Raw genomic sequence first — 25,026 nt, forward strand, 5'->3', positions numbered from 1 at the left:
GTCCAACCGATCATAATCACTTTCTCGATATCGTGACACCATTGGACAAAATGTCCAATTCAACATTCCGGGCTGGAGGCGTACAGTGCGCGGCACCCTGGACTACTTACAATACTCGGCAATGCCAATTCTCAAGCTAGTACGCGGGATGTCACTGGCCGCCGCCGTCGCTTTGCTGGCGGGGTGTGATGCAGTGGTCATGTCACCATCCGGTGATGTGGCCGCCCAACAACGTGATCTGATCGTCTGGGCCACGGTGTTGATGCTTCTGGTGATCGTGCCCGTCATCATCCTTACTCTGTTGTTCGCCTGGCGCTACCGTTCTTCCAACAAGGAAGCGACCTACAAGCCGGATTGGGACCATTCCACGGTGTTGGAACTGGTGATCTGGGGCGTGCCTCTGTTGATTATTATCGCCCTTGGGGCGATGACCTACGTCAGTACCCATAAACTGGACCCGTATCGCCCGCTGGATCGCATCGCGCCGGGCAAGCCGGTGCCCGAGGACATGGAGCCGCTGGTGGTGGAAGTGGTCTCCCTGGACTGGAAATGGCTGTTCTTCTACCCGGAACAGGGCATCGCCACGGTCAATGAACTGGCGGCGCCGGTGGACCGTCCGATCCGCTTCAAGATCACCTCCTCGTCCACCATGAACTCCTTCTTCATCCCGGCGCTGGCCGGCCAGATCTACGCCATGGCGGGCATGGAAACCAAGCTGCATGGGGTGATCAATGAAGAGGGCGTCTACGACGGTTTCTCCGCCAACTACAGCGGCGCCGGTTTCTCGCACATGCGCTTCAAGTTCCATGGCCTGAGCGAAGCCGGCTTCGATGAGTGGGTGGCGAAAGTCGCCGCCGAGGGCGGCACCCTGGATCGCGACGTTTATCGGGAGTTGGAGAAGCCGAGCGAGCGCGAGCCCGTACACTATTATGCCGAGGTGGATCCCACGCTCTACGACGCGATCCTGAATCTCTGCGTGGAGCCCGGCACGATGTGTATGAAAGACATGATGATGTTTGGTCACGGTGGCCACCACGGTGGTCATGGCGGTGACAAGGCCGACAAGGCTGAAGGCCACGGTGGTCATGGTGACCATGCCGCCGGGCACGAACAGCATCAGTGATGGAATGACACGGTCTTCCATCGTTCCGATACACCTTTCATGAAGCGCCTTGGGCGTCGGTGTGCAAAATGTTTGATCAAATCGACCTGACCAAGCTCATTTTCGGTCGCCTCACCTGGGAGGCGATTCCCTATCATGAGCCGATCCTGATCGCCACGTTCGCCGCGGTGGTCCTCGGTGGTATCGCGCTGCTAGGCGCGCTGACCTATTTCCGCCTTTGGGGTTACCTGTGGCGGGAATGGTTCACCAGCATCGACCACAAAAAGATCGGCATCATGTATATCATTCTGGCCCTGGTGATGCTGCTGCGCGGCTTCGCCGACGCCATCATGATGCGCATCCAGCAGGCCTGGGCTTTCGGCGACTCCGCCGGTTACCTGCCGCCGGATCACTATGATCAGATCTTCACCGCCCATGGTGTGATCATGATCTTCTTCGTCGCCATGCCTCTGGTGACCGGCATCATGAACTACGTGGTGCCGTTGCAGATCGGGGCCCGCGACGTGGCCTTCCCGTTCCTCAATAACTTTTCCTTCTGGATGACCACCTCCGGCGCCGTGCTGGTCATGGTGTCCCTGTTCATCGGTGAATTCGCCAAGACCGGCTGGTTGGCCTACCCACCCCTGGCGGGCATAGACAAGAGTCCCGGCGTCGGGGTGGATTACTACATATGGGCCTTGCAGATCGCGGGTGTCGGTACCCTCCTATCGGGCGTGAACCTGTTGGTGACCATCGTCAAGATGCGGGCGCCGGGTATGACCATGATGAAAATGCCGGTGTTCACCTGGACTGCTCTTTGCACCAACGTGCTCATCGTGGCCGCTTTCCCGGTGCTGACCGCCGTACTGGCGATGCTGACCCTGGACCGCTATCTCGGTACCAACTTTTTTACCGAAGATCTGGGTGGCAACGCCATGATGTACATCAATCTTATCTGGATTTGGGGTCACCCCGAGGTGTACATCCTGATTCTGCCGGCGTTCGGTGTGTTCTCCGAGATCGTTTCCACCTACTCCGGCAAGCGTTTGTTCGGCTATGCCTCCATGGTCTACGCCACCGTGGTGATCACCGTGCTGTCCTACCTGGTATGGCTGCACCACTTCTTCACCATGGGGTCGGGAGCCAGTGTGAACTCGTTCTTCGGGATCACCACGATGATCATCTCGATCCCCACCGGGGCCAAGGTGTTCAACTGGCTGTTCACCATGTATCGCGGCCGTATCCGCTTCGACGTGCCGATGCTGTGGACCGTGGGCTTCATGGTTACCTTTGTCATTGGTGGCATGACCGGGGTGCTGTTGGCGGTGCCGCCGGCGGACTTCGTGCTGCACAACAGCCTGTTCCTGATCGCCCACTTCCATAACGTGATCATCGGCGGTGTGCTGTTCGGCATGCTGGCGGCGATCACCTATTGGTTCCCGAAAGCCTTCGGCTTCAAGCTGGACCCGTTCTGGGGCAAGGTCTCGTTCTGGTTCTGGCTGACCGGCTTCTACTTCGCCTTCATGCCGTTGTATGTACTGGGCCTGATGGGCGTGACCCGCCGCATGAGCCAATTCGATGATCCGTCCCTGCAGATCTGGTTCCAGGTGGCCGCGTTCGGCGCCGTGCTGATCGCCATCGGTATCGCCGCCTTCCTGATTCAGTTGGTGGTGAGCTTCATGCGCCGGGAGTCCTTGCGTGACGAAACCGGTGATCCCTGGGATGGCCGTACCCTGGAGTGGTCCACCTCCTCGCCGCCGCCGGCTTACAACTTCGCGTTCACCCCGCGTGTGCACGATCTGGATGCCTGGTGGCAGATGAAGCAGCACGGCTACAAGCGTCCGGAGAGCGGTTTCCTGCCGATCCACATGCCCAAGAATACCGGGGCCGGGATCATTCTGGCGGGCATCAGCACGGTGCTGGGCTTCGCGCTGATCTGGCATATGTGGCTGCTGGCCGGCGTGTCCTTCCTGGGGCTGCTGGTGGTGGCCATCGGCCACACCTTCAACTACAACCGCGACTACCACATTCCGGTGGAAGAGGTAGTGCGCGTGGAAGCGGAACGGACACGGGTACTCGCGAACCATGGTTGATACGACTCAAACTCAACAAGCGCAAGGGCAGCCGCTGCAGTTCTACGAGACCGAGGAGCATCACCCGCAGACGGGCACGATGCTGGGTTTCTGGCTGTATCTGATGAGCGACTGTCTGATCTTCGCTTCTCTGTTCGCCACTTACGGGGTTCTGGGCCGCAGCTACGCCGGCGGCCCCACCGGCGCCGAGCTGTTCGACCTGCCGCTGGTGGCGATGAACACCGCGCTGCTGCTGCTGTCCTCCATCACCTATGGCTTCGCCATGTTGGAGATGCAGAAGAATCGGGTGCGCGGCACCATTGGCTGGCTGCTGATCACCGGCTTGTTCGGGGTCGGCTTCCTGAGCCTGGAGCTGTATGAGTTCGCGCATTTGATTCATGTCGGCGCGGGCCCGCAAACCAGTGCTTTCCTGACCTCGTTCTTCGCTCTGGTGGGGACCCACGGTCTGCACGTGTTCTTCGGCATCGTCTGGCTGGTGACCCTGTGCTTCCAGTTGCGCAAGCACGGTCTGATTCCGGAGAACAAGCGTCGCGTGGCGTGTCTGTCCATGTTCTGGCACTTCCTGGACGTGGTCTGGATCGGCGTGTTCACCTTCGTTTATCTGATGGGAGTGCTGGTATGAGCGAGCATCACGACAACGTTCACGAGCATCATCACGAACATCATGGCGACGAGCTGCCGCACGCCGATTTCAAAAGCTACATGATCGGTTTCATCCTGTCGGTGATCCTCACCGCGATCCCGTTCTGGATCGTGATGGGCGGCGTGTTCGAGACCTCCAGCACCACCGCCCTGGTGATTCTGGGGTTCGCCGCGGTGCAGATCGTGGTGCACATGATTTACTTCCTGCACATGAACTTCCAATCCGAAGGCGGTTGGAACATGTTGGCTCTGATCTTTACCGCGGTGATGGTATTCATCACCCTGGCGGGGTCGTTGTGGGTGATGTACCACCTTAACGTCAACATGATGCCCGGCCTGATGGAATCGGTGCACGGACAGTGAACCAACCCTCGCGCCCACGGCCCGCCGTGAGCCGCCCGCGCCGGGCGGCGCGGCTGGCGTGGATGCTGGTGGCGGTGGCCGCGTTCATCGGGCTGGTGTTCCTGGGCAACTGGCAGGTGGAGCGCCGGGCTTGGAAACTGGACCTGATCGAACGCGTCTCCAGCCGCGTGGACGCTCCGGCGGTGCCCGCCCCGGGCCCCGCCGAGTGGCCGCGAATCAGCCGCGAAGAGTATGAATATCAGCACGTTCAGCTCAGCGGCACCTTCCTTTCCGATCGCATCTCCCTGGTCCAGGCCAGCACCGAGCTGGGCAGTGGCTACTGGGTGATGACCCCGCTGAAACGGGACGACGGCACCGTGGTGCTGATCAACCGCGGCTATGTTCCCCAGCAACAGCGCGACCGGGCCGGCGCCGGCGCCTGGACCCCCGAAGGCAAGGTGCGGGTCAGCGGCCTGCTGCGCTTGAGCGAGCCCGGCGGCGGTTTTTTGCGGGACAATGTCCCCGCGGAGAGCCGTTGGTACTCCCGGGATGTGGCCGCCATTGCCCGGACCCATGACCTGACCCGGGTGGCACCGTACTTCGTCGATGCGGACGCCGGGCCGGCGCCGGCGGAGGGACCGGTGGGCGGGCTGACCGTAGTCTCTTTTCACAATAATCACCTGGTCTATGCGATCACCTGGTATACCCTTGCCTTGATGGTGGCCGCCGGCGCTGTGTTCGTGCTTCGTGAGGAACTGCGGTCACGGCGCTAGGAGCCTGTTCAGGGGCCAACCTCTCAGGAGAAGGTGACGATGACAGCCACGAAGGGGGCCGCGGCGGCGGTGCAAAGCCCCCAGCCGATTCCGGCGCAACGCGAGACCGACGACGGTGACGCCACCGGGCGCAAGAACATGCAGCAGTTGATCCAACTGCGCTGGATCGCCGTGCTGGGTCAGATCGGCACCATACTGCTGGTGCGGTACGGTTTTGGCATTTCGTTGCCGATGGCGTTCATGCTCGCGGTGCTGGCGGGGCTGATTGGGTTCAACCTGCTCAGCATGTTGCGGCTGCGGTGGTTGCGCCGGGATGTCAGCAACGGTGAACTGTTCCTGGCGCTGCTGGTGGACGTGGCGACACTGACGATGCAGCTTTACGCCAGCGGTGGCGCCACCAACCCCTTTATTTTCCTGTATCTGCTGCAAGTGGTGCTGGCCGCGGTGCTGTTGGAGGCGTGGTCCACCTGGACCATCCTGCTGGTGACCGCGGTCTGCTTCGTCTGGCTGGAATTCGCCGGGCTGCCCCTGGTGATGCCGCCGGATTACGAACGGGGGCCGCTGAGTCTGTATATCCAGGGGATGTTGATCTGCTTTGTTCTCAACGCCGTGCTGCTGGTGATTTTCATCAGCCGTATTACCCGCAACCGGCGCGAGCGGGACGCGCGGCTGGCGGATCTGCGTCAGCGCGCCGCCGAGGGGGAGCACATCGTCCGCATGGGGCTGCTGGCGTCCGGCGCCGCCCACGAACTGGGGACGCCGCTGGCGACGCTGTCGGTGATCCTGGGGGACTGGCGGCATATGCCGGTGTTCAAATCCGATCCGGATCTGCTCGACGAGATCACCGAAATGCAGACCCAGGTGCTGCGCTGCAAGTCCATCGTCAGCGGTATTTTGCTGTCCGCCGGTGAAGCCCGGGGTGAGTCCTCGGAAGAAACCACCGTGCATGCTTTCCTGGACGAGCTGGTGGAAGAGTGGCGGGCCACCCGCCCGGTGACCGGGTTCGATTATCACAACGCCTTTGGCGAGGATATGGATATCGTTTCCGACTCGGCGCTCAAACAAAGTTTGTGCAATGTATTGGATAATGCCCTGGAAGCCTCCCGTGACTGGGTGGGGCTGCAGGTGAGCCGTGACGGCGAATCCCTGATACTGACGGTTCTGGACCGGGGGCCGGGCTTCAGCGAGGAGATGCTTGGCCGTATTGGCCGTCCCTATCAATCCACCAAGGGGCGCCCCGGCAGCGGCCTGGGGCTGTTCCTGGTGGTTAATGTGGCGCGTACCCTGGGGGGTAACCTCACCGCCCGCAACCGGCCGCACAAAGGTGCCGAAGTGACGCTGACGTTGCCACTATCGGCGATTGCCCTGGAGGAGGAGCATGGTGAACGAGCATAACCAGCATGAAGACAGCGCGGACACCCTGTTGATTGTCGAGGACGATGCCCCCTTTGCCCGCACCCTGGCCCGCTCTTTCGAGCGCCGCGGGTACGCGGTGATCAGTGCCGATGGCATGGAATCGATGATGACGCTGCTGGAGAGTCACTCACCCCGTTACGCGGTGGTGGATCTCAAGCTGAAGGGGGAGGCCACCGGGCTGTCCTGCGTCCAGGCCTTGCACGCCCATGATGAGGATATGCTGATCGTGGTGCTGACCGGTTACGCCAGTATCGCCACCGCGGTGGAGGCGGTGAAGCTCGGCGCCTGCCATTACCTCGCCAAGCCTTCCAATACCGATGACATCGAAGCCGCGTTTCATCGTGCCGACGGCAGCACCGAGGTGGAAGTGGTGGGACGGCCGACCTCGATCAAGACCCTCGAGTGGGAGCGCATCCACGAAACCCTGGCGGAAACCGGTTTCAACATTTCCGAAACCGCGCGCCGGCTCGGCATGCATCGCCGCACCCTGGCCCGCAAGCTGGGCAAACAGCAGGTGAAGTAGGGCGGCACGCTATTCGCCGGGGCGTGTTGCGCCCCGGCCCAGCACGTCCTAGAATCCGGTCTCAATACAAAAAGCCGAAGGAAAGCCGGTGAGCCGCACCGACCTCCAAATCAAGTTCCTGCCCCGTTCCGTCGCCGCCTGGCGATGGTGACGCTCTTCGCTTGCCGCTTCTACTGCCGATAGCGGCACCCCTCGCGTTTTATTTCCGTCTACAATCTGTCGTCTGTATCAAGATCGGGGACCACCATGTCACCACGAAATCTGGATGAGTATGCCCGCCAGGGTTACACCCGCGTACCGGTGGTACGCGAAGTGCTGGCGGATCTGGACACGCCGCTGTCCGCCTATCGCAAACTGGCCGCCGGGCCCTACAGCTACCTGTTCGAATCCGTGCAGGGCGGGGAGCGCTGGGGGCGCTATTCCATGATCGGCCTGCCAGCGGCGGAGGTGATCCGCATCCACGGCCAGCGCATTCTGATTACCGATGCCGACGGCGAGCGCCAGTTGGACGTGCCGGATCCGATCGCCTGGATCGAGGCCTACCGGCAGGAATACAACACCCCGGAGATCCCCGGTCTGCCCCGTTTCAACGGTGGTCTGGTGGGCTACTTCGGCTATGACAGCGTGCGCTACTTCGAGCCGCGTCTGGGGCCGGCGCCGGGGGAGGATGTGCTCGGCGTACCGGATATCCTGCTGATGCGCTCCGAGGAAGTGGTGGTGTTCGATAACCTGCGCGGCAGCCTGTTCCTGATCGTGCAGGTGGACCCGGCGGACAGCCACGCCGAAGGCCGGGCGCTGCGCCGTCTGGACGAGCTGGAGGCGAAGCTGCGGGCGCCGTTGTCCGAGCCCGGCCACCATCGCTATGGCGAACCGGTGGGAGAAGAGGATTTCGTCTCTGAGTTTCCCCGCGACCGGCATGGCCAGGCGGTGGAAACGATTCGTGAATACATCCTGGCGGGAGATGTGATGCAGGTGGTGCCAGCGCAGCGCATGAGCTGTGAATTCCCGGCACCGGCCATGGATCTTTATCGCGCTTTGCGCTATCTCAACCCTTCCCCGTACATGTTCTATCTGGACCTGGAAGATTTTCACATCGCCGGCTCCTCGCCGGAGATTCTCACCCGGGTCGAGGGCGATACCGTCACCGTGCGGCCCATCGCGGGTACCCGCAAACGGGGGGAAACGCCGGAGCGGGACCGGGAATTGGAAGAGGAACTGCTGGCGGATCCGAAGGAACTGGCCGAACACCTGATGCTGATCGATCTGGGCCGCAACGATGTCGGCCGGGTGGCCAAGCCAGGGGAGGTGAAGCTGACCGAGAAAATGGCGGTGGAGCGCTATTCCCACGTGATGCATATCGTCTCCAATGTGGAAGGCAAACTGCGCCCGGAACTGGGGCCGCTGGACGTGCTGCGGGCCACTTTCCCCGCCGGCACCCTGAGCGGCGCGCCGAAGATCCGCGCCATGGAAATCATCGACGAACTGGAACCCACCAAGCGCGGTGTCTACGGCGGTGCCGTGGGCTATATCGGCTTCGATGGCGACATGGACATGGCGATCGCCATCCGCACCGCGGTGGTCAAGGACGGCCGGCTTTACGTGCAGGCCGGCGGCGGCGTGGTGGCGGATTCCCAGCCCGATCTGGAATGGAAAGAGACCATGAACAAGGCCCGTGCCGTATTCCGCGCGGTGAACATGGCCCTGGGCGGGCTTAATCTGGACGAGGGGGAACGCTGATGCGGGTCTTGATGATCGATAACTATGACAGCTTCACCTATAACCTGGTCCAGTACCTGCAGGAACTGGGGGCCGAGGTGCTGGTGCACCGCAATGACCAGATCGATCTGGCCGGCATGGAAGCGCTGGAGGCGGATCGGTTGATGATCTCGCCGGGGCCCTGCTCGCCCAATGAGGCCGGTATTTCCGTGGAGGCGATTCGCCATTTCGCTGGCAAGCTGCCGATTCTCGGCGTCTGTCTGGGACATCAGTCCCTGGGGCAGGCGTTCGGCGGAGAGGTGGTGCGTGCCGGGCAAGTGATGCACGGCAAGACCTCGTCGGTGCACCATACCGGCCAGGGGGTGTTCGCCGGACTGCCGAGCCCGTTCACCGCCACTCGCTATCATTCCCTGGTGGTGGCCCGGGAGACACTGCCCGAATGTTTTGAAATCACCGCCTGGACCGAGAATGAGCAGGGCGAAATGGAAGAGATCATGGGCATGCGGCATAAAGAGCTGCCCCTGGAAGGGGTGCAGTTCCATCCAGAGTCGATTCTGACCGAGCATGGCCACGCCATGTTGAAGAACTTTCTCGAGCACGGGGGGCAATAACAATGAACATTCAGGACGCGCTGGCGCGGGTGGTGGAGCATATCGATCTGTCCACCGAGGAAATGCGGGAAGTAATGCGCCAGATCATGACCGGCGGTGCCACCGACGCTCAGATCGGCGGTTTCCTGGTGGGGTTGCGGATGAAGAGCGAATCCCTGGACGAGATCACCGGTGCCGCCATGGTGATGCGCGAGCTGGTGAAACCGGTGACCATCGAGAACCGCCGCCATCTGGTGGATATCGTCGGTACCGGTGGTGATGGTGCCAATCTGTTCAATGTATCCTCCGCCAGCGCCTTCGTCGCCGCCGCCGCCGGCTGCCGGGTGGCCAAGCACGGTGGCCGCTCGGTCAGTTCCAAAAGCGGCTCCGCGGACTTGCTGGAGGCCGCCGGTATCGATCTTGACCTGACCCCGGAGCAGGTGGCCCAGTGCGTGGACGCGGTGGGAGTGGGGTTCATGTTCGCTCCCGGCCATCACAGCGCCATGAAATACGCCATCGGCCCGCGCAAGGAGCTGGGCATGCGCACACTGTTCAATATTCTCGGCCCGATGACCAATCCCGCCTCCGTCCAGAGGCTGGTGGTCGGTGTCTTCTCCGACCGGCTTTGCCGGCCCATGGCCGAAGTCATGGGACGCCTGGGCGCGGAGCACGTGATGGTGGTGCATGGCCATGATGGCCTGGACGAGATCACTCTGGCGGGGCGCACGCATGTGGCGGAATTCCGGGATGGTGAAGTACGGGAGTTCCAGATCACACCGGAAGACGTGGGCATCGAGTCCGATTCCCTGGTGGGGCTGGACGTGACCGATCCCGAGGCGTCGCTGGCGCTGATCCGGGATGCGTTCGGCAAGCGCACCGGGCCGGTGGCGGCCAAGGCCGCGGACATGGTGGCCCTGAACGCCGGCGCGGCGATCTATGTGTCCGGGGTGACCCGCACACTGGCGGAAGGTGTGCGGATGGCGGATGATTTGATTCATAACGGTGAAGCCGCCGAGCGCATGCGGGAACTGGCCCAGTTTTGCCGTGCCTTGAAAGCGGCGGACTGAGAGCGGCGGGTTGGACAGGATTTAACATAAGCCCTTTGAACATCCCCCGCCGGGAGCGTTCTAATGGGAGTGGCTTGACCACCCTCGATAAAGAAAGCGGGCCGGCGCACGGCCCGCTCAGACAGCCAGGAGCGGCCATGAGCAACGGCACCATTCTTGATCGCATCATCGAACGTAAAGAGCAGGAGATCGTCGACGGCAAACGCCGTTACAGCATGGGGGATTTGCGGGCGCTGGCGGAGAATCAGCGTCGGGCGAGAGGTTTCCATCGCAAGCTGTATGATCGCGTGGCCGAGGGCAAACCGGCGGTGATCGCGGAAATCAAGAAAGCCTCCCCCAGCAAAGGGGTTATTCGTGAGGACTTCGATCCGGTGGATATCGCCCGGCGCTATGAGGAAAATGGCGCCGCCTGCCTGTCCGTGCTCACCGATCAGGAGTTCTTCCAGGGGCATGAGGACTATCTGCGCGCCGCCCGTAACGCGGTGTCGTTGCCGGTACTGCGCAAGGATTTCATTGTTGACCCCTGGCAGGTGTTCGAAACCCGGGCCATGGGGGCGGACGCCATTCTGCTGATCGTGGCGGCACTGTCCGATGCTCAGATGGATGAGCTCTACCACGCCGCCCAGCAGGCCGGCTGTGATGTGCTGGTGGAAGTGCACTCCGGTGAGGAGCTGGAGCGGGCGATGAAGCTGAACGTGGAAGTGGTCGGCATCAACAACCGCGACCTGCGCACCTTCGAAACCCGTCTGGACACCACTCTGGAACTGGCTCCGCAAGTACCCGCCGATCACCTTGTGGTCACCGAGAGCGGCATCCACACCCGCGCCGACGTGCGCCTGATGCGTGACAACGGTATCCACGGTTTCCTGGTCGGCGAGGCCTTCATGCGCGAGGAAGACCCCGGCGCGGCGCTGAAAAAGCTGTTTTTCTAGTTAATAGTGAACAGTGAATAGTTAGCAGCGAAAATCAAAAGCAAAGAAAAAGCCAAGAGGCCGCTCCAACTTCTGGACGCGGCCTCTTGGCTTTCAGTGTCCGCGGCGCTTTATCCGCGAGCTATTCTCTGTTCCCTATTAACTATTCGCTGCCTTCATCAGCGCGTGCCATACACCACCATGGTCTTGCCCTTCACGGACACCAGGCCCTGTTCTTCCAGATTCTTCAGGACCCGGCCGACCATCTCGCGGGAGCAGCCGACGATCCGGCCGATCTCCTGGCGGGTGACCTTGATCTGCATACCATCGGGATGGGTCATGGCGTCGGGCTGCTTGCACAGGTCCAGCAGAGTGCCGGCGACCCGGCCGGTGACGTCAAGGAACGCCAGGTCGCCCACCTTGCGGGTGGTGGCGCGCAGACGGCCGGCCAGTTGCGCCGATACGGCGAACAGAATGTCGGCGTCTTCCCGGGTCAACTGACGGAATTTGGCGTAGCTCACCTCGGCCACTTCGCACTCGGTTTTCGCTTTCACCCAGGCGGAACGGGAAGGGTCGCTCTCGAACAGGCCCATTTCACCGAAGAAGTCACCTTCGTTGAGATACGCCATGATCATTTCGCGACCGTCGTCGTCCTCGATCATCACCGTGACCGAGCCACGGAGAATGTAATAAAGGGCGTCGGACTCATCGCCAGCGTAAATAATGGTGCTCTTCGCCGGATACCGCCGACGGTGGCAGTTGGCCAGAAAGTGGTCCAGATTGGGAATAATCTTGTTGCCGTCGCTCATGGGGTCTCTGCTTAAGCCAGAAGAATGTCTTAGCCGATTAAGCTCAAGGATATTGCCTGTTTTTCACATCGCTGCCAAGGGTAGGAGCCCGCGAGAGCTCGAAGGGGTGACGCCGGTCCGCTGTTGGGGGCGGGCGGAGGTGGTAAACAGGGCGGCGTGGAGACCATGAGCGGGCTCTAAGGGTATGGTCGCGGGGTCGCTCTGTGGTAATCTGCGCGCCCATTTGGGGGCGGGCCCGGCGGGCCGCTCCGGTGCCGAGCAGGAGTAGGTGATGAAAGCTGTGGTTGAATGGCAGGGCGAAGCCTGTTTTCAGGCGGAATCCGGTTCCGGTCACACCATCCTTATGGACGGTCCGCCCGATCATGGCGGCCAGAATCGCGGTGCGCGCCCGATGGAAACCCTGCTAATGAGCGTTGGCGGTTGTTCCGCGTTCGATGTGGTGCATATTCTGCGTAAATCCCGTCAGAACGTGACAGGCTGCCGCTGTGAGCTGAGCGCGGAGCGGGCGGAGGATGAAGTCCCCGCCGTATTCACCAAAATTCATTTGCACTTCGTGGTATCCGGCGAGGATCTCAAGGAGGCGCAGGTGAAACGGGCGGTGTCATTGTCGGCGGAGAAGTACTGCTCCGCGTCGATCATGCTCACCCGTGGTGGTGTGGAGGTCACCCACAGCTATACCATCGAAGCCTGAGCGGATACCCTTCGCCAAGGCGGCGAGGTGCCGGGCGGACCTGGGCCGGCGCCAAAAACCTGCGGATTCCCGGTGCGGTCAGCCGTATCCGGGGTTGAGTGAGTTAACCACGGGCGGTGACGACCGCCAACGGGGAAATGCGGTGGTAAAAGATCCCAATCCCAAGATTTCGGTGCACGGTTTCAACAACCTGACCAAGTCGCTCAGCTTCAATATTTTCGACATCGCCTATGCGAAGACCGAGCAGCACCGCAAGGAGTACATCGAGTACATCGATGAGCTCTACAACGCGGAGCGGTTGACTGAAATCCTCACCAACGTGACGCGCATCATTGGCGCCAACGTCCTCAACGTGGCCCGTCAGGACTACGATCCGCAGGGCGCCAGTGTGACCATGCTGATCGCGGAACACGAAACCCCGCCGAGCGGTACCGACTGGGACGAAGAAGCGCCCGGGCCGCTGCCGGACACGGTGGTGGCGCACCTGGACAAGAGCCATGTGACTGTCCACACCTATCCGGAGTCCCATCCGGACAACGGTATCTCCACTTTCCGGGTGGATGTGGATGTGTCCACCTGTGGCGTGATCTCACCGCTGCGGGCGCTGAACTACCTGATTCACAGCTTCGACTCCGATATCGTCACCATCGACTATCGGGTCCGCGGCATGACCCGGGATCTGGACGGCACCAAGCACTACATCGATCACGATATCACGTCGATCCAGAACTTCCTGGTGGAGGACACGCAGAACGCCTACCAGATGATCGATGTCAACGTGTACCAGGAGAACATCTTCCACACCAAGATGCTGCTCAAGGACTTCGACATCGAAAACTACCTGTTCGGCGCCGGCAGTGACGAGTTCGACGACGCCGAACTGGCCGAAATCAAGGAACGTCTGCAGACCGAAATGCTGGAGATTTTCTACAGCCGGAACATGTAAAAAAAGCAGTGAAGAGTTAACAATTAACAGTTAACAGCGAAAATCAAAAGATAAAGAGGCCGCGCCCAACACCTGGACGCGGCCTCTTTCGTTGCAGCGTACGGAGAAATTCATCCGCGCGCTATTCACTGTTAACTATTCACTGTTCACTAGATCCTGTAGGTGGTGAGCGTCATCACCTTGCTCATCAGGGTCATGGCGCGGCGGATCGGGGTGGGGAGGGGAGCGCCGCCGGCGTCTTCGGCGGTGACGGCGTGTTTCAGCTCGTCTTCGCGCATCTGTTCAAGGATGGCACGGGTGCGGTGATCGGCGGCGGGCAGTTCGGACAGGTGGCGCTCCAGATGGCGCACCACCTGATGCTCGGTTTCCGAGACAAAGCCCAGGCTCCAGCGGTCTCCGGCCAGCCCGGCGCCGGCACCGAGAGTGTAGCTCATGGCGTAGAACAGCGGATTCAGACGGCTGGGCACGCTGCCCAGTTCGCGGATACGGTCCTCGCACCAAGCCAGATGATCTTCCTCCTCCCGGGCGGCTTCCTCCATGGCATGGCGCACGTGGGGCAAGGTGGCGGTGCTGGCCTGGCCCTGATACAGCGCCTGGGCACAGACCTCACCGGTGTGGTTGATACGCATCAGGCCGGCGATATGGCGCCGCTGCCGGGCGTCCAGGGCGGCGCTCGGGTCCTTGATGACGGCTTCGTCACCGCCGGGCTGGGCGGCGGGCTGCCGGGAGGCCCGGGTGGACCCGGGAGTGAGGGTGCGCAGCGCGTTGTCCACGCGGCTAAGCAATTGGTCCACTGGCGTCAGGTGACGACCCGTCATCACGACTTCTCCACGATGCTCACGGGGCGGATGGTAAGCCGGCCATGCCGATGTCCGTGGCGGACGGTGGCATGGCCGGGCCGATAGTGTAGCAGGCAACGCTCGCCATCGTCGCGGCGGCGCGCCTCGCGCGGGTCAGGTTTCTTCCCCGGATTCCTCGACCTGGCCGCGCCGGGTAAAGCGGATCAGCACGTCACGAAGCACATTGAGTTCCACCGGTTTGGGAATGTGGGCGTTCATGCCGGAGGCCAGGCTGCGCTCCCGGTGCTCGCGCAGGATATGGGCGGTGAGGGCGACGATGGGGACCGCCACCAGGCCGTTTTCCCGCTCGTGGGCACGGATCCGCCGGGTGGCCTCGAACCCGTCCATCTCCGGCATTTCGCAATCCATCAGGATCAGGTCATAACGCTTCTGGGTGGCACGGTGGAGGGCTTCCAGGCCGTTGGCGGCCAGTTCCGGAGTAATGCCCAGTTTGTTGAGCATGCCGCGGATAACTTTCTGGCTCAGCTTGTGGTCCTCGACCACCAGTACCTGCAATCCGGGGTCCGGGCTTTCGCTGCGTTGGCGGGGCGCCGACGGGCGCTGCAGGCCCAACTCCTCACTCAGTACCTGTTTGAGGCGCGGCGCCGACACCGGTTTGGTCAGCACCCGATGAATACTGACGTTACGCGCGTCCACATCGGTGGGGGAGCTGCTGATACCGGTGAGCATGATCAGCACCGGTGAGTGGGTGATGACCGGATCCTCGTGGATCCGCGCCGCCAGCTGCACCCCGGTCATGCCCGGCATCTGGTGGTCGAGCAGCACCACATCGTAGGGCTCATTGATATTGGCCTGGGTACGTAACGAGGCCAGCGCTTCGCGCGGATCGTTGCTGGCGGTGACGCGCATGCCCCAGCTCAGGGCCAGATGGCGGATTACCCGGGTCACGGTGGTGGAGTCATCCACCACCAGCATGCTGCGGCCCAGCAGGGGCACCCGGTCCGCCGGATTGTCCGGTGCCGGATCATCCAGCGCCGACAACGGCACGATGAACCAATAGGCCGGTTCCTGGTTGTGCCCGTCGCGGTGTCCACAGCGGCCACTCATGGCTTCCACCAGCTGTTCGGCGATGGCCAGATTCAGCGTGCTGCTGTCCTGGCGGGCGCCGTTTTCCCGTAGATCATGCAGGGTGCCGGCACGCAGAGCGGTACCGGAGAATTCAAAGCGCACCTGACCGGCCTGGCCGGTGGGTTCCAGCGACACATCGATGATCAACTCGCCGTGCTGGGCCTGGCGGATGAAGGCGCCGATCAGGTTGGTCAGCACCTGACGCAGGCGCCCGGGGTCCCCCTCCATGCGCGCCGGCACATTGGTGTGCACGTGGGTGATCAGTTCCACCTGCTTTTCCTCGGCCCGCTCGCGGAACAGGTCCACGGCGTCCACCAGCAGCTCGTGTACATCCAGGGCTTCATGGCTGATTTCGGCGCCGGAGGTCGACAGCTGGGAGTACTCCAGCACATCGTTGATGATCTTCAACAGGCTTTCGCCCGCATTGTGAATGGCGCTGACGCACTCCTTCTGGTTCGGTGTCAGCGGGGTATCGTCGAGCAATTCGGCCATGCCGAGGATGCCGCTGAGCGGGGTGCGGGCGTCATGGCCCATGCGCGCCAGGGTTTCGCGCCGGGTGGTCTCGACGGTCTCGGCGACGGCCTGATTGCGCAGTTGTTCCGCCTTGAGTCTTTGGCGGCGCTGATGCTGCAGGTGCAGACCGGCGGTTTGCAAGGTGCCCGCCACGGTGAATACCAAAAGCAGCGTCAGGGGCACGTCCAGGCCGGTGTGCAGCAGCCCCAGGGTGACCAGGCAGAGAATGGCCGCCGGAATGCCGACCAGGATGCTGGTGAAGAAGAACAGGGCTCCGGCCGGCACTTCCCGATGCCAGGCCTGATAGCCCAGCGCGATTAAACAGGGCGCGGTGAGCAGCACCAGTATGCAGCACAGTCCCATGGCCGCCGGTGACGGCAGAATCAATAGCAATGGGATCTGAACCAGGGCCAACGCGCCCAGCACCAGCAGAATGTAATGCAGCGCCGGGCTGTGCTGACGGCTGTCGACAAAGGTGCGCCCGGCGCCGCAGGCGGCGAACAGAGCGCCGGAAAGCAGGGTCAGGCGCAGCGGATGATCCCAACTGCTGAGATCGTCCAGATGGCCCAGAAAGCCGCTGCCGATGACGATCAGGCCGACGACACAGAAACCGAACAGGGCGTGGTAACCATGGCTGGCGGCGGAGCGCATCAAGGCCAGGGCCAGATGGTACAGGGACATGGCCAGCAACATGCCGATCAGCAGCCAGTAGACGCCGTACAGTGGGTTGTCGCCGAGCGCTTTCTGCATGGTGGTGAGCGTCAATGAATAGACCAGCTCACCATGAGGATTTACCCGCCAGTAGAACACCTGGGGCTGGCCCAGCGGCAGATCGAGCACCTGGATCGGGTAGCGGTGGACAAAGGACTCATCCGGCAGTGGCGTACGATAACGGGTGGTACCGGGTGGGCCATCGGGAAGGTAGAACTGGCTGTCCTGGTAGGCGCGGGGCGCCATCACCAGCGCGAAACGCTGCTGGTCGGACAGCTCATTGTGGATGGAAACGCGGATCCACCAGTCGTGGTTGCTCAGCCCGAGCCGCTCAACGAAACGGGAGGCCGGTTGGAACCGGTGGTCCAGGCCGCCGCTGACCACATCCTCCAGGGAATAGTGGTTGTCCGGGTCGGGCAGGTACTCGGAATAGATGGTGATGCGGGCGTTGTCCGGCTCGCTGTTGACCACGAACGGCGGCGGGGGAGCCGCCCAGGCGCGACCGGCGACCAGCCAGAGCAGGCCGAATATCAGCGGCAGCCATCGCGCTGGTGTGTTATTCCGTGGCCAAAACGTCCTTGGTGGCATCATCCGTCGTCGTTTCCCGATCCAGCACATACGCTTCCAGGCCGGCTTCGGAAAGGATATAGGCTCCCAACTCGCTGCGTCGACCGGCGGAACACAGTATATAAGTGAAATCCCGCTCCAGGGCGGGGGCTTTTTGTCTCAATTCGCCCAATGGAATGTTGCGGGCCCCGGGAGTCCGGTCGTGCCGGAACTCCGCCGCCAGCCGCACGTCGAGCAAAATACAGGCGTGATCGCCGTCGCGAACCATGTCGTTGAGAGTAGCCTCATTCAGATGGCGGATCACCGAGGCTTGCAGAATTTCCTGGAAATCATCCTGCCCCAGGCACATCAGCACGCCATCGCTGGTCATGGTAACGGTGGCGTTGCGCGGCTGATCGCTGATCAGAGCATCTTCGCCGAAAAAGCGGCCCGGGCCCAGGGTGGCCAGGGTATTGGCGCCGCGCCCCTGGCCGCGGGTGACCATGGCCTGGCCCTGTTTGAGCACATAGAAGGTGTCTCCGCTGTCTCCTTCGCGGACCACGGTGGTGCCCATTTCCACTTCCCGGGGCTGGAACTTCATGAACAGCGTATGCAGTTTCGCTGGCGCGATGCGGGCGAACAGGCCGGAAGCCAGCAGCGCGTCGGTCCAGTCCCTTTGCTCGTCCTGCCCTGGCGGCGGCAGCAGATCAACCGCGCCGGTCCAGGCCATCAATAAGTCCAGCTTGTCCCGATCCAGGGTGTACAGGGTGGCGTCGGTGCGGGTAATGGCGTTGACGGTATGGGGCGCGTAGTTGTCCAGGGCAAGGTAATTCTCGTCGTCGGTGGCGGAGAAGGGCCGCACGCTGAAGCCGGCATCGATCAGATCCAGCTCACCGTCCACCAGAAAGTAGGCCTTGTCACTGTGCTGGCCCCGTTTGAACACCATCCGGCCGGGTGGCAGATTCAGCGCTTCCAACTGGCCCTGGATGGCGTGCAGGTGAGTGTGGCTGAGACTGTCGAACGGAATAAACTCGGCGAGCCGGGACGGATCCGGCGTGGTGATGGACATACTTTCCCCCTGAACAAACGCACGGCATCAAAAGAAGCCGGGCACCCTTATCGGGCGGCGATCATTATGGTTGTGATGAGACTCTCGGTCCCGAAACGTCGCGTTTGGGCTGATGATAGCGGCTACTCCAAGCGTTTTCCCGCCGTGCTGCCCGGCGGGCCGCGGTTTTGTGATAAGAGTCCCGCCAGAGGGAGGGGCGGCACGCCAAATCCAAAGCCCAACGGTCGCTACAAAGTCGCTGTAGGTCAGGCGGTCAGTGCCATCAGCAAGGTGCCGCCGCCGGAAAGCATCAGCAGGGCGAAGATGCCGCGCCGCATGGTGCGCTCGCTGACCGGCGGCGGGAAGCGGTTGCCGACCCAGGCCATCGCCGCCACCACCGGCAGCGACAGCAGCCCGATTTTGACCACATCCAGGGTCAGATCACCGTGCAGTCCGACCACCACCAGGCGCCCCAGCGAAGCCAGTGAGAACAGGGTCAGCAGGGTGATGCGGATGGTCTGGACCGGGATCGGCTGCCGATAGAGCTGATAGACGATGGGCGGACCGCTGACGCTGAACAGGCCGCCAAAGAACCCGCCCAGGAAGCCGGTGCCGACAAAGGCGGCCGGCGAGGAACGCCGGGGCAGTGGATCGGGGCGGCAGACCAGTACCAGGCCGGCGGCGATGATGACGGCGCCGAGCAGGGCCTTGAGCAGGTTCTGGGCATTGCTGTTGAGATAGCTGAGCAGCAGTACACCGATGACCATGGCCGGCACCAGTCCGATCAGGCTCTGTGCGACGATACGGCCATCCGCCTTTCTCAGCTGGGGAACCACCACCACCGCGCCAAGGGCCAGGTTCATGATGTTCAGGGCCGTCGCCGTGGCGGGGATGGAACCAAGATGGAGCAGGGTCACGGCGGCCAGCAAAAAGATGCCAAGGGCGAAACCGGTGACAGCCTGAATATAGGTGCCGATGGCAACGGCCAGCAGAAACAGCGGCAGCGATTCAGGCATGGAACTCCCTGCGTGGGCTGACGGCGGCCGGTCAGGCCGCCGGGGTAATTGGCACGGAGGCTAGGGCCTGTTCACCCTAGTTCTGTTCCCGGGCCACGGCGCGATAGCCGATATCGGTACGGTGGTAGGCGTCTTTCCAGGAAATCCTGGCAACGCCCTGGTAAGCGTTGCGTTGCGCGTCGGCGACGCTGTCACCGAGGGCGGTGACACAGAGTACCCGGCCGCCGTTGGTGACCACCTGGCCGTCCTGCTCGCGGGTGCCGGCGTGGAACACTTTCACCAGATCGGAATCGGCCTGCTCCAGCCCTTCGATGGCATCCCCTTTGCCGTAGTCATCCGGGTAGCCACCGGCGGCCAGCACCACACCCAGTGCCGGGCGTGGATCCCATTGGGCTTCCACCTGGTCCAGGCGGCGATCCAGGGCCGCCTGGCAGAGCCCGGCCAGATCCGATTGCAGACGCAGCATGATCGGCTGGGTTTCCGGGTCACCGAAACGGCAGTTGTACTCGATCACCTTGGGCTGGCCGGTGGCGTCGATCATCAGACCCGCGTACAGGAAACCGGTATAGGGCATGCCTTCCGCGGCCATGCCGGCCACGGTGGGGCGGATCACCTGATCCATGATGCGCTGGTGCACGGCGTCGCTGACCACTGGCGCCGGCGAATAAGCGCCCATGCCGCCGGTATTGGGGCCGGTGTCGCCGTCGCCCACCCGTTTGTGGTCCTGGCTGGTGGCCATCGGCAGGATGTGCTCACCGTCGGCCATGACGATGAAGCTGGCTTCCTCGCCGTCGAGAAACTCTTCCACCACCACGCGGTGGCCGGCGTCTCCGAAACGGTTGCCGGCGAGCATGTCGCGCACCGCGTCTTCCGCCTCTTGCAGCGTCATGGCGACGATCACGCCTTTGCCGGCGGCCAGGCCGTCGGCCTTGATCACGATTGGCGCGCCCTGTTCACGAACGTAGGTCAGGGCTTCGTCCACATCAGTGAAGTTGCCGTAAGCGGCGGTGGGGATCCGGTGGCGGGCGAGAAAATCCTTGGTGAAAGCCTTGGAGCCCTCCAATTGGGCGGCGGCCTTGCTCGGGCCGAAGCAGCGCAGGCCGCGTTCCTGGAAGTAATCCACCACGCCCGCCACCAGCGGTGCTTCCGGACCGACGATGGTCAGAGCCACCTGCTCGCGCTCGGCCAGGTCAGCCAGGGCCGGCAGATCAAGCACGTCCACCGCCACGTTTTCCAGCTTGGCTTCGCGGGCGGTGCCGGCATTGCCCGGCGCCACCAGCACTTTTTCCACGTGCTCCGCCTGGGCCACTTTCCAGGCCAGGGCGTGTTCACGGCCGCCGGAACCGATGATCAGAACTTTCATCCGTGTGTCTCCGTTGCTGGCCGGTTAGTGACGGAAGTGGCGCATGCCGGTGAAGACCATGGCCATGTCCGCCTCGTCGGCGGCGGCGATGACTTCCTCGTCGCGGATCGATCCGCCCGGCTGAATCACGCAGCGGATGCCATTCTCGGCGGCGTTGTCGATGCCGTCGCGGAACGGGAAGAAGGCGTCGGACGCCATCACCGAGCCCTTCACTTCCAGGCCGGCGTGTTCCGCCTTGATGGCGGCGATGCGGGCGGAGTTCACCCGGCTCATCTGACCGGCGCCAACCCCCACGGTCTGCCGGTTTTTGGCATAGACGATGGCGTTGGATTTGACGAACTTGGCGACCTTCCAGGCGAAGATCAGGTCGTGCATCTCGGCTTCCGTCGGCGCCCGCTTGGTGACCACTTTCAGATCCCCCTCGGTGATCATGCCGACGTCCCGGTCCTGCACCAGCAGGCCGCCGTTGACCCGCTTGTAGTCCAGGCCGGCGGCTGCCGGCCCGTTGATTTCACCGCATTCCAGCACACGGACGTTTTTCTTGGCGCCGGTGATCGCCAGGGCTTCCTGGCTGACCTTCGGCGCGATGATCACTTCCACGAACTGACGGTCGACGATTGCCCTGGCGGTGTCCGCGTCCAGCTCACGGTTGAACGCGATGATGCCGCCGAAGGCGGATTCCGGATCGGTCTGGAAAGCCAGCTCATAGGCCTTGCCGATGCCGTCCAGGCTCACCGACACGCCGCAAGGATTGGCGTGCTTGACGATCACGCAGGCCGGTTTGGTGAACGACTTGACGCATTCCAGCGCGGCATCGGTATCGGCGATGTTGTTGTAGCTCAGTTCCTTGCCCTGCAACTGGCGGGAGGTGGCCACGGACGCCTGGGCAGGTTGCCGCTCGGTGTAGAACGCCGCCTTCTGATGCGGGTTCTCGCCATAGCGCATTTCCTGGGCTTTGATGAAATTCAGGTTGATGGTGCGCGGGAAGTCGGCGCTGCCGTTGCCGACCCGGCGGCCAAAGTAGTTGGCGATGGCGCTGTCGTAGGCGGCGGTGTGCTCGAACGCCTTGATCGCCAGATCGAAGCGCAACCCATCGGACAAGGCACCACTATTGGCGTCCATGTCCTCCAGCACGCGGGCGTAGTCGCCGGCGTCGGTGACGATGCCCACGTGGGCATTGTTCTTCGCCGCGGAGCGCACCATGGTGGGGCCGCCGATATCGATGTTCTCGATGGCGTCTTCCAGGCTGCAATCCGGGTTGGCGACGGTCCGCTCGAAGGGGTAGAGGTTCACCACCACCAGATCAATGGGCTGGATAGCGTTGTCCGCCATGACCTGATCATCCTGGCCGCGCCGGCCAAGGATGCCGCCGTGCACTTTGGGGTGCAGGGTCTTCACCCGTCCGTCCATCATTTCCGGGAAGCCGGTGTAATCGGATACTTCGCGAACGGCGATGCCGGCCTCCTGAATGGCACGGAAAGTGCCGCCCGTGGAGAGCAGTTCCACGCCCCGGTCGGCCAGGGCCCGGGCGAAGTCGACAATACCGGTTTTATCGGAAACGCTGATCAGCGCGCGTTCTACCACCTTGCTCATGGGAGAGTCACCGAGTCTGGGTCAAACAAAAAAGGGCAGTCAGCACTGCCCTTGGATCATCAGGGAAAGGGTTACAGCAAACCGTACTGCTTGAGTTTCTTGCGCAGCGTCCCGCGGTTCAGGCCCAGTAACTCGGCGGCCTTGGTTTGGTTGCCACGGGTGTATTCCAGGACTTTTTCCAGCAGCGGGATTTCCATCTCCGCCAGCACCATCTGGTACAGGTCGCTGACCGCTTCCCCATCCAGCTGATTGAAATAGTCGGTGATGGACCGTCGCACGCAGTTACGCAGTGTATCGTGGGTTTCGCTGCGGGCGAGAGTCAGATGCGGTTTACGCGATTCAGCGGTGTTCATTTCTGTCAGTGTCCGTGCAGTGACTGTCTTCATGGAAGAAAGGGTCATGCGGCCAATGCTCCGTCTTTGTTCCGGGCAGACACCCCGCCATAGCAACCGATGCGCAACCGGTCACTGCTGGCGCTGATCTGTTGGAAAAACTGCTCGATGGCCCGCCGTTGGTCGGTGGCCTTTTCCAGGTTGTTGAATCCGCGCCGGAAATGCTCCCCGCCCGGCAGATTCTGGGTGTACCAGCCCAGATGTTTGCGAGCGATGCGCACACCGGAATACGTGCCGTAGAAGTCATGCAAGTCACTCAAATGAGCGAGCACGCGAGCGCGTACTTCTTCCACCGATGGCGCCGGGGCTAAACGACCGTGCTCCAGGTAATGCACCGTATCCTGGAATATCCAGGGGTTACCCTGAGCAGCGCGGCCGATCATGATACCACCGGCACCAGTGCTTTGCAGTATCCGTTGCGCTTTTTGTGGGGAATCGATATCGCCGTTGGCGATAACCGGGATCTCCACGGAGCGTGCCACCTCACCAATGGTTTCGAATTCCGCTTCGCCATTGAAGCGGTCGGCGCGGGTGCGGCCATGAATGGCCAGCGCCTGAATGCCGGATTGCTCGGCGATGCGCGCGATCATTACCGCGTTGCGGTTGTCGCGGGTGGGGCCGGTGCGGATTTTCAGGGTGACCGGTACCGGCACGGCGGCCACCACCGATTCGAGAATCCGTGCCACCAGCTCCGGCTCGGACAGCAAGGCGGAGCCGGCGGCCCGTTTGCAGACCTTTTTCGCCGGACAGCCCATATTGATGTCGATGATCTGGGCGCCCAGGTCCACATTGGCGCGGGCGGCCTCCGCCATCATCAAAGGGTCGGCGCCGGCGATCTGCACCGAGATCGGGCCGGGCTCGCCGCTGTGATCAAGCCGGCGCGAGGATTTTGCCGACTGCCAGAGGCGGGTGTCCGAGGTCACCATTTCCGACACCACCAGACCGGCGCCCAGTTCCCGGCACAGCCGCCGGAACGGGCGGTCCGTGACGCCGGCCATGGGAGCCAGGATCACTGGGTTGGGCAGGGCATGGGGGCCGATGCGCATGATTGTCCTCGGTTGGACGCAACAGGTTCACCGGGTGGAGACGCCGGCATGGGGGCGCCAATCATAGAGGTCCGGGCGCCGGGAGAAAAGGCCGGTGCCGGGGTTCCGCGGGTCAGTGGGCATCGGAAAGCCGTGCCGCCGGCGTTTCGCCCGCCGGCAGCAGCCGCAGATGGTAGCTGACCGCCTTGCGCCCCGGGTCGACGATTTCCAGGGAAACGTGTACCGGTGTCCGGATTGGCATGGCCGTGGCGCCAGCCAATTCCCCGCGCAGGTATTCATCGGCATGGAAGCGCCGCCGGGCCACCGGCTTGCCTTGCAGGTCAATAAAGGTCAGCTCCAGTTCCGGGAACGGCTGCGGCCAGGACGCCTCATTGAACAGCAGAGCGTCCACCACCAGGGCATTGTCGAACCTCGGGTGACTGCGCACCACCAGGTTGGTGCCGCGCAAGCGGTTGGCATCCACTCGTGGCGGCAGGGTGCAGCCGGCCACCGCGCAGGCCTCGGCAAAGGCGGGGCGCCAGCGCGGGTCCCGGCTCAGGCTGTCGAAGTGAAAAATCAAATACTGACCGGCCAGCACCGCCAGGGCCGCCAGTGAAGCCGCTGTCCAGCCGAGCAGTGCCAGCGGGCTGCGGCGGGGAGGGGAATCCAGTTCGCGGCGCGCCGCCGAGCGGGCGGTGGCCGGTCCGTTGAGAAATTCAAAGGCGTCGTCCGTGGCCGCTTCCGGCTCGGCGCGAGCGGGCTCCGGCGTCGCGGGTTCGGCATCGGCGGTTACCGGTTCCGGTTTTGGCTCGGGGTCCGATTCGAGCTCTCGCAGCAGGGCTTCGGCCCAGGACTCATCGGTTTGTTCATGGGGGTGGTTACCCAGCTCCAGATCCAGGTCTGGGATCGGGTCTTCCTTTTCCAGAGACAGGAAACTGTCGCTGAGTTGCAATTGGCCGTCGTCTTCCGCGTGAGGGCGGTCATGGCCATCGGTGGCCGGAGCCGGTGCTTCCTCGGGCAGGGCCGCCGACCAGTCCACCGCGGGCGGCCGCGTTTCTTCCCGCACCAGCGGCGGACCTTCCAGAAGATGCTCGGTGGCTTGAAAGACCCGCAAACAGGAGCCGCAGCGCACCGCCCCCTTGGCCTGGGCCAGGTGTTCCTCGCTGATCTTGAATTGCGCCTCACAATGGGGGCAGCGGGTCTTGTAAGGGCCGGTCATGCGCTGGCGGTCCGTGGGTCGGATTTTTCGTGTAGGGACTGTGTAAGGTGT

The 25,026-nt window shown here is 62.7% G+C and carries 23 protein-coding genes; 13 read left to right on the top strand and 10 right to left on the bottom strand.

Annotation, left to right across the window (positions count from 1 at the left end; all coding sequences use genetic code 11):
- Positions 1-121: 121 nt before the first annotated feature.
- The 11 genes from cyoA to trpC all read left to right on the top strand — a co-directional run bounded on the left by cyoA (position 122) and on the right by trpC (position 11,196).
- Entirely contained in the window at positions 122-1,123 is a 1,002-nt protein-coding gene (gene cyoA / locus CRO06_RS10370) for a ubiquinol oxidase subunit II (RefSeq protein WP_051414491.1), read from the top strand.
- 68 nt (positions 1,124-1,191) lie between these two features.
- Positions 1,192-3,195, top strand: a complete 2,004-nt coding sequence (gene cyoB, locus CRO06_RS10375; RefSeq protein ID WP_022994128.1) for a cytochrome o ubiquinol oxidase subunit I — start codon at positions 1,192-1,194, stop codon at positions 3,193-3,195.
- A complete protein-coding gene (gene cyoC, locus CRO06_RS10380; protein ID WP_097058390.1) occupies positions 3,188-3,817 on the top strand; it encodes a cytochrome o ubiquinol oxidase subunit III in 630 nt (209 codons plus the stop codon). Before cyoB ends, cyoC begins: the two co-directional genes overlap by 8 nt.
- On the top strand, positions 3,814-4,200 hold the full coding sequence (cyoD, locus tag CRO06_RS10385; RefSeq protein WP_097058391.1) for a cytochrome o ubiquinol oxidase subunit IV: 387 nt from the start codon (positions 3,814-3,816) through the stop codon (positions 4,198-4,200). The genes cyoC and cyoD overlap by 4 nt, the downstream gene beginning before the upstream one ends.
- Positions 4,197-4,952 carry an SURF1 family protein gene (locus CRO06_RS10390; protein WP_244902811.1) on the top strand — a complete coding sequence of 252 codons (756 nt, stop codon included), beginning with the start codon at positions 4,197-4,199 and terminating at the stop codon, positions 4,950-4,952. The genes cyoD and CRO06_RS10390 overlap by 4 nt, the downstream gene beginning before the upstream one ends.
- 39 nt (positions 4,953-4,991) lie before the next feature.
- Positions 4,992-6,347 (top strand): ATP-binding protein, encoded by a 1,356-nt coding sequence (locus tag CRO06_RS10395; RefSeq protein ID WP_179746566.1) that lies wholly within the window; start codon positions 4,992-4,994, stop codon positions 6,345-6,347.
- Positions 6,331-6,891 carry a response regulator transcription factor gene (locus CRO06_RS10400; RefSeq protein WP_022994123.1) on the top strand — a complete coding sequence of 187 codons (561 nt, stop codon included), beginning with the start codon at positions 6,331-6,333 and terminating at the stop codon, positions 6,889-6,891. Before CRO06_RS10395 ends, CRO06_RS10400 begins: the two co-directional genes overlap by 17 nt.
- Positions 6,892-7,137: 246 nt before the next feature.
- On the top strand, positions 7,138-8,628 hold the full coding sequence (gene trpE / locus CRO06_RS10405) for an anthranilate synthase component I (RefSeq protein ID WP_026949651.1): 1,491 nt from the start codon (positions 7,138-7,140) through the stop codon (positions 8,626-8,628).
- Positions 8,628-9,218, top strand: coding sequence for an anthranilate synthase component II (locus CRO06_RS10410; protein ID WP_097058393.1), 591 nt, complete (start codon positions 8,628-8,630; stop codon positions 9,216-9,218). Before trpE ends, CRO06_RS10410 begins: the two co-directional genes overlap by 1 nt.
- A 2-nt stretch (positions 9,219-9,220) precedes the next feature.
- Complete coding sequence (gene trpD / locus CRO06_RS10415; protein ID WP_097058394.1) at positions 9,221-10,264, top strand: anthranilate phosphoribosyltransferase; 1,044 nt, start codon at positions 9,221-9,223, stop codon at positions 10,262-10,264.
- A 137-nt stretch (positions 10,265-10,401) separates the two neighbouring features.
- Complete coding sequence (gene trpC / locus CRO06_RS10420; RefSeq protein ID WP_097058395.1) at positions 10,402-11,196, top strand: indole-3-glycerol phosphate synthase TrpC; 795 nt, start codon at positions 10,402-10,404, stop codon at positions 11,194-11,196.
- 158 nt (positions 11,197-11,354) lie between these two features.
- Here the strand turns inward: trpC and crp are convergent, their stop codons facing one another.
- Complete coding sequence (gene crp, locus CRO06_RS10425; protein ID WP_014993366.1) at positions 11,355-11,984, bottom strand: cAMP-activated global transcriptional regulator CRP; 630 nt, start codon at positions 11,982-11,984, stop codon at positions 11,355-11,357.
- A 271-nt stretch (positions 11,985-12,255) separates the two neighbouring features.
- Between crp and CRO06_RS10430 the strand changes: the two genes are divergently transcribed.
- Both CRO06_RS10430 and speD read left to right on the top strand, forming a co-directional pair.
- Positions 12,256-12,675 (top strand): OsmC family protein, encoded by a 420-nt coding sequence (locus CRO06_RS10430; protein WP_014993367.1) that lies wholly within the window; start codon positions 12,256-12,258, stop codon positions 12,673-12,675.
- A 142-nt stretch (positions 12,676-12,817) separates the two neighbouring features.
- On the top strand, positions 12,818-13,621 hold the full coding sequence (gene speD / locus CRO06_RS10435; protein WP_022994118.1) for an adenosylmethionine decarboxylase: 804 nt from the start codon (positions 12,818-12,820) through the stop codon (positions 13,619-13,621).
- A 149-nt stretch (positions 13,622-13,770) separates the two neighbouring features.
- Here speD and coq7 read toward each other — a convergent pair whose 3' ends face one another.
- From coq7 to CRO06_RS10480, 9 genes are all read right to left on the bottom strand, one after another.
- Positions 13,771-14,439, bottom strand: a complete 669-nt coding sequence (gene coq7 / locus CRO06_RS10440) for a 2-polyprenyl-3-methyl-6-methoxy-1,4-benzoquinone monooxygenase (RefSeq protein ID WP_218839885.1) — start codon at positions 14,437-14,439, stop codon at positions 13,771-13,773.
- Positions 14,440-14,574: 135 nt separating this feature from the next.
- Positions 14,575-17,364, bottom strand: a complete 2,790-nt coding sequence (locus CRO06_RS10445; RefSeq protein ID WP_097058397.1) for a hybrid sensor histidine kinase/response regulator — start codon at positions 17,362-17,364, stop codon at positions 14,575-14,577.
- A complete protein-coding gene (locus CRO06_RS10450; protein ID WP_026949656.1) occupies positions 17,330-18,388 on the bottom strand; it encodes a cyclic nucleotide-binding domain-containing protein in 1,059 nt (352 codons plus the stop codon). The genes CRO06_RS10445 and CRO06_RS10450 overlap by 35 nt, the downstream gene beginning before the upstream one ends.
- A gap of 245 nt (positions 18,389-18,633) precedes the next feature.
- Entirely contained in the window at positions 18,634-19,383 is a 750-nt protein-coding gene (locus CRO06_RS10455; RefSeq protein ID WP_097058398.1) for a sulfite exporter TauE/SafE family protein, read from the bottom strand.
- A 76-nt stretch (positions 19,384-19,459) separates the two neighbouring features.
- Positions 19,460-20,746 carry a phosphoribosylamine--glycine ligase gene (gene purD, locus CRO06_RS10460; RefSeq protein WP_026949657.1) on the bottom strand — a complete coding sequence of 429 codons (1,287 nt, stop codon included), beginning with the start codon at positions 20,744-20,746 and terminating at the stop codon, positions 19,460-19,462.
- Positions 20,747-20,770: 24 nt separating this feature from the next.
- Positions 20,771-22,339 carry a bifunctional phosphoribosylaminoimidazolecarboxamide formyltransferase/IMP cyclohydrolase gene (purH, locus tag CRO06_RS10465; protein ID WP_080530547.1) on the bottom strand — a complete coding sequence of 523 codons (1,569 nt, stop codon included), beginning with the start codon at positions 22,337-22,339 and terminating at the stop codon, positions 20,771-20,773.
- Positions 22,340-22,410: 71 nt separating this feature from the next.
- Positions 22,411-22,692, bottom strand: a complete 282-nt coding sequence (fis, locus tag CRO06_RS10470; RefSeq protein WP_014993375.1) for a DNA-binding transcriptional regulator Fis — start codon at positions 22,690-22,692, stop codon at positions 22,411-22,413.
- 44 nt (positions 22,693-22,736) lie between these two features.
- On the bottom strand, positions 22,737-23,777 hold the full coding sequence (dusB, locus tag CRO06_RS10475) for a tRNA dihydrouridine synthase DusB (RefSeq protein ID WP_022994111.1): 1,041 nt from the start codon (positions 23,775-23,777) through the stop codon (positions 22,737-22,739).
- Between the two features lie 112 nt (positions 23,778-23,889).
- On the bottom strand, positions 23,890-24,975 hold the full coding sequence (locus CRO06_RS10480) for a zinc-ribbon and DUF3426 domain-containing protein (RefSeq protein WP_055099686.1): 1,086 nt from the start codon (positions 24,973-24,975) through the stop codon (positions 23,890-23,892).
- Between the last annotated feature and the right edge of the window lie 51 nt (positions 24,976-25,026).

Source organism: Alloalcanivorax xenomutans (assembly GCF_900217905.1).
In the GTDB taxonomy this organism is placed as follows: Bacteria; Pseudomonadota; Gammaproteobacteria; order Pseudomonadales; family Alcanivoracaceae; genus Alloalcanivorax; species Alloalcanivorax xenomutans.